Annotated in this window: 7 protein-coding genes; 3 read left to right on the top strand and 4 right to left on the bottom strand. The window is 72.5% G+C overall.

What is annotated here, in order from left to right; genetic code table 11:
* The 4 genes from WH07_RS38430 to rimP all read right to left on the bottom strand — a co-directional run.
* The coding region (locus WH07_RS38430; RefSeq protein WP_198533942.1) for a translation initiation factor IF-2 N-terminal domain-containing protein at window positions 1–386 on the bottom strand (386 nt) is incomplete at its 3' end.
* 149 nt (window positions 387–535) lie between these two features.
* Window positions 536–814 carry a YlxR family protein gene (locus WH07_RS33525; protein ID WP_079023772.1) on the bottom strand — a complete coding sequence of 93 codons (279 nt, stop codon included), beginning with the start codon at window positions 812–814 and terminating at the stop codon, window positions 536–538.
* A gap of 274 nt (window positions 815–1,088) precedes the next feature.
* The gene (gene nusA, locus WH07_RS33520; RefSeq protein ID WP_046508532.1) at window positions 1,089–2,144 is read right to left on the bottom strand and encodes a transcription termination factor NusA; all 1,056 of its coding nucleotides are present in this window, start codon (window positions 2,142–2,144) and stop codon (window positions 1,089–1,091) included.
* 2 nt (window positions 2,145–2,146) lie between these two features.
* Window positions 2,147–2,644 carry a ribosome maturation factor RimP gene (rimP, locus tag WH07_RS33515; RefSeq protein ID WP_046508530.1) on the bottom strand — a complete coding sequence of 166 codons (498 nt, stop codon included), beginning with the start codon at window positions 2,642–2,644 and terminating at the stop codon, window positions 2,147–2,149.
* 160 nt (window positions 2,645–2,804) lie between these two features.
* Here rimP and WH07_RS33510 point away from each other — a divergent pair, with 160 nt between their 5' ends.
* From WH07_RS33510 to WH07_RS33500, 3 genes are all read left to right on the top strand, one after another.
* On the top strand, window positions 2,805–3,383 hold the full coding sequence (locus WH07_RS33510) for a hypothetical protein (RefSeq protein ID WP_046508528.1): 579 nt from the start codon (window positions 2,805–2,807) through the stop codon (window positions 3,381–3,383).
* A complete protein-coding gene (locus tag WH07_RS33505; RefSeq protein WP_046508526.1) occupies window positions 3,380–3,802 on the top strand; it encodes a ferritin-like domain-containing protein in 423 nt (140 codons plus the stop codon). Before WH07_RS33510 ends, WH07_RS33505 begins: the two co-directional genes overlap by 4 nt.
* 91 nt (window positions 3,803–3,893) lie before the next feature.
* Window positions 3,894–4,735 (top strand): aminoglycoside phosphotransferase family protein (locus WH07_RS33500; protein WP_046508524.1); only part of this gene is annotated, 842 nt, incomplete at its 3' end.

Here is a 4,735-nt window from a genome sequence, read left to right as displayed (position 1 = left end):
GGCCTGGGGGCCGGAGTCGGACGGGGTCCGGGACTCGGCGCCACGGGAGTGCTCCTGGGGGCCTCGGCGACGGCCGGCTTGGGGGCCGGGACACCGGGCTTGGGGGCAGCGGGGCGCGGCGCGCGCGCCGACGAACCCGCCGAGGGTGCGGCCGGTGCGGCCGGCCTGGCGGGGGTCGCCTTGCGGGGCGCCCCGGGCTTGGCAGTGGTCTTGCCGGCGTTGCCGCCGGGCCCCTGCAAAGCGTCAGTCAGCTTGCGTACAACCGGCGCCTCGATCGTCGACGACGCCGAACGGACGAATTCACCGAGTTCTTGGAGCTTGGCCATGACGACCTTGCTCTCCACGCCGAACTCCTTGGCGAGTTCGTATACCCGGACCTTAGCCACTTCGCTCCTTTTAGGTCCGGGTTACCGCCGGACCGTCGCTACTTCATGGGCGTACTCATCGCGTACTCATCGAGTGCTCATCGCAATCTCGACCTACTTCCAACTCGCGAGGTACCTGAACCGCACGGGGTTCCGTGCCGTACTTCTTCCTACAGTGCCGCCTGCTCGACATACCGGCGCAGCTCCGCGCAGTCGAGCGGCCCCTGGACCCGGAAGGCCCGCGGGAACGCCCGGCGGCGGACCGCCAGATCGAAACAGTTCAAGGCGGGGTGCACATACGCACCCCGGCCGGGCAGCGTACCGCGTCGATCGGGGACACACTGTGCCCCGGCCACCACGATGCGCAGCAGATCGTCCTTGGCCGCTCGCTCCCGGCACCCCACGCACGTTCGCTCGGGGCAGGCTCGGGCGCTCGTCCGGCCAGACATCTTCAAGTCTACCTCCCCGCACCGACCTCACCCCTTTGGGGCAAGGGTCGAACGCGCGACTGGTCAAAGATCGCGTCGGCTCCCGGAGGGTGTCCATCGCGGCGCGACAGGATCCCTCCGGGGAGATCATTACCGACAGGTACCGGCCGGGGACAGCGGATTGTCGGCCGCACTCCCGCCCGGCGCCGTCGGCCGACCGCCGTCGACCGTCCGCCGGACCGCCGTCGACCGTCCGCCGGACCGCCGTCGACCGTCCGCCCGACGCCCGGGAGTGTCAGCCGCGATCCCGGTCGCCGCCACGGTCGCCGGTGCCGCTGTCCCGGTCGCCGCCACGGTCGCGGTTGTCGTCCGTCTGCTCGGTGTCCGGGCGGATGTCGATACGCCAGCCGGTGAGCCGGGCGGCCAGCCGGGCGTTCTGCCCTTCCTTGCCGATCGCCAGCGAGAGCTGGTAGTCCGGTACGGTCACCCGCGCGGACCGCGCCGCCAGGTCGACCACCTCGACCTTGCTGACCCGGGCGGGCGACAGCGCGTTGGCCACCATCTCGGCCGGGTCGTCCGACCAGTCGACGATGTCGATCTTCTCGCCCAGCAGTTCGGCCATCACATTGCGGACCCGGCCGCCCATCGGGCCGATGCAGGCGCCCTTGGCGTTGAGTCCGGACCGGGTCGACCGTACGGCGATCTTCGTACGGTGGCCGGCCTCGCGGGCGATGGCGGCGATCTCGACCGAGCCGTCCGCGATCTCCGGGACCTCCAGCGCGAAGAGCTTCTTCACCAGATTGGGGTGGGTACGGGAGAGCGTCACCGACGGGCCGCGCACACCCTTGGCCACCCGTACCACATAGGTGCGCAGCCGCAGACCGTGCGTGTACTCCTCGCCCGGCACCTGCTCCTGCACCGGAAGGATGGCCTCCAGCTTGTCGTCCAGCTTGACGAGGACGTTCTTCGGGTCCTTGCCCTGCTGGACCAGGCCGGCGACGACATCGCCCTCCCGGCGGGCGTACTCGCCGAAGGTGACATCGTTCTCGGCGTCCCGCAGCCGCTGCTGGATGACCTGGCGCGCGGTGGTCGCGGCGATCCGGCCGAAGTCCGAGGGGGTGTCGTCGAACTCCTTGGGCTCCTGGCCCTCTTCGAGTTCGGAGGGGTCCTCCTTGGCCCACACGGTCACATGCCCGTTGTCGCGGCTCAGCACGACCCGGGCGTGCCGGCGGCTGCCCTCCGTACGGTGGTAGGCGATGAGGAGGGCGGATTCGATCGCCTCGACCAGCAGATCGAAGGGGATCTCCTTCTCTTGTGCCAAGCCCTTCAGGAGCTTCACATCGATGTCCACGGCTACGCCTCCTCTTCCTTCTTGTCCTTGCGGCTGAACTCGATCTCCACGCGCGCCCGGTCGATCCCCGCGAACTCGATCCGGCGGGCGGTGGGCCTGCGCCCCTTCACGCCCGGCACTTCGAGGTCGAGTCCCTCGTCGTCGACGGTGAGGATGCGGGCGACCAGCTCGCCGTCCTCGTGCAACTGGAATCTGGCCAGCCGGCCGACGGCACGCTGATAGTGACGGTGTTCGGTCAAGGGGCGCTCCGCGCCCGGAGAGGTCACTTCGAGCTGGTACTCGTCCTCGCCCATCGCGTCCGTCTCGTCGAGCTTCTCGGAGATGGAGCGGCTCAGCTCGGCGCACTCGTCGAGGTCGACGCCCTCGTCGGAATCCACCACGACCCTCAGCACACGACGCCTGCCTGCCCGGGACACCTCGATCTCCTCCAGATCCAGGTCCTTCGCGCTGACGAGCGGTTCCAGCAGTCCGCGCAGCCTTTCGCTCTGGGTGGTGCTCATCCGGGTGACTCCTCGGCCGCGTGTGCTGTTGTGGGATCGTCGTGTGTCAGATCAAAGGGTATCCGGTCCGAAGGGGTGTTGCCGTCCACCCGTTGATGACCCGCGGGTACGCTCGCCTGCGGTGATCATCGCGAAGCCCGAAGACAGGGGAGAGAGACGCGTGGGGCGCACGGGGACGACACGGAGGCATGCGCTGAGGGCCGCGGGCGCCGCGACCGTCACCGCGGCGGGTCTGCTGGCGGGCTGCACCCCGGACTCCGCGGACGGCCGGGTGTCGAGCGGTACGAAGGCCGCGCGGGCGGAGAACGCGCTGCGGCTGCGGTCCGCGGACACCAGCCGCGAACTGCTCGGGCGGTACGACGCGGTGCTGGAGACGTTTCCGGACGCGAGCGGGGCGCTGGCGCCGCTGCGGGCGGCGGTCGCGCGCCAGGTGGACGCGCTGGCGCCGGCGCGCAAGCCCGGGAGCCCCGCACCCTCCGCGCGCCCCTCCTCTTCCGCCTCCGCCGCTCCTTCGTCCTCCGCCACCGTGAGGCCGCCGATGCTCCCGGCCGTCTCGGGCGACGCGGAGCAGGCGCTCAAGGATCTGGCCGCCGCGGAGCGCCGTACCTCCGACGCGCACACCGCCACGCTCATGGACGCGCCCCCGGAACTGGCCCGGCTGCTGGCCTCCCTGGCGGCGGCGAGCGCCGCGCACGCCTATCTGCTGTCGGAGCTGCTGACGAAAGGATCCGCCTCATGAGCAATCGTGCGCTGGACGCCGCGCAGGCGGCGCTCGCCGCGGAGCACGCGGCGGTGTACGGGTACGGGGTCGTCGGGGGCCGCGTCGACGACGCCCGCCGGGCCGAGGCCGCCGCGGCGCACACCGCGCACCGGGCCCGGCGCGACGAGCTCGCGCGTACGGTGCGCGATCTGGGCGGGAGGCCGGCGGTGGCCGCGCCGGCGTACGCCCTGCCGTTCGCGGTGCCGGACGCCGACGCGGCCGTAGGCCTCGCCGCCGCTCTGGAGGACCGGGTCGCGGGCGTCTACTCCGATCTCGTACGGGCGGCCGAAGGGCCCCTGCGGCGGGAGGCGGCGGGCGCGCTGCGCGAGGCCGCGGTGCGCGCCGTTCGCTGGCGCGGCACGGGCGTAGCCTTTCCTGGGCTCGCCGAGCGCGCGTGAGCCGCTGGGTCCGGCCATGAGCCCGCGGGCCCATACGGACCGGCGATGAGCCGGGAATGCCCGGAAAACCCGGAAAGGTGACCACGCACGTATGGGTTTCGAACCGCCGCAGCGTCTGGTCCGTACCCTCGGCGAGCAGTACGGCGAACCGGCCGCGGCCGAGTGGCTGAGCCTGCTCCCCGCCCTCGCTGGGGAGGCGGTCGCCGCGCGCGGGCTCGAGGTCGAGCGGGTCGTCGCGCCGGGCGGCCGGCGCGGACTGGTGGTGCTGGTACGGCGGGCCGACGGCTCCCCCGCGACACTCAAGATCGTCCCGTCGTTCGCGGCGCCCTCGCTGGAGCGGGCGGCGCTGGCGCACTGGAAGGGCTGGGGCGCGGTGGAACTGCTCGACCCCGCCTCCACTGCCGACACCGCGCTGCTGCTGGAGCGCCTCCAGCCGGAGATCTCGCTGCGCTCCCTGCCCGAGGCGAAGGCGCTGCTGGAAGCGGCGGGTACGGTACGGCGGCTCTGGGTCGAACCGCCGGAGGGCCATGGTTTCGAGACGGTGGCCGAGCGCACCGCGCGGGAGTCGGCGGCGCTGCGGGAGTCGGCGGACGAGGGCCTCGGACCACTGGTCTCGGCGGCGCTGGAGGCGCGCGACGAACTCTGCGCGTCCGCGGCCTCGGCGGCGGACACCCGGCTGCTGCACGGCGCGTTCGGACAGGGCAAGGTGCTGGCCGGCGAGCGGGCGCCCTGGCTCGCGGTCGGTCCCGAGCCGCTGGTCGGTGAGCCCGCCTATGACCTGGCACGGCTGGCCCGCGACCGGGTCGAGGACCTGGTGGCCGCCTCGTCGGGCCCTTCGTCGGCGCGGCGCCGGGTGAGCAGGCTGGCGGACTCGCTGGACATGGACGGGGGGCGGCTGCGGGGGTGGACGCTGTTCCGGGCGGATGTGACGCT

Origin of the sequence: Streptomyces odonnellii, assembly GCF_000981895.1 — a bacterium.
In the GTDB taxonomy this organism is placed as follows: domain Bacteria; phylum Actinomycetota; class Actinomycetes; order Streptomycetales; family Streptomycetaceae; genus Streptomyces; species Streptomyces odonnellii.
The sequence above is the reverse complement of the archived record's forward strand: the minus strand, read 5'-3'. Positions and strand labels throughout refer to the sequence as shown.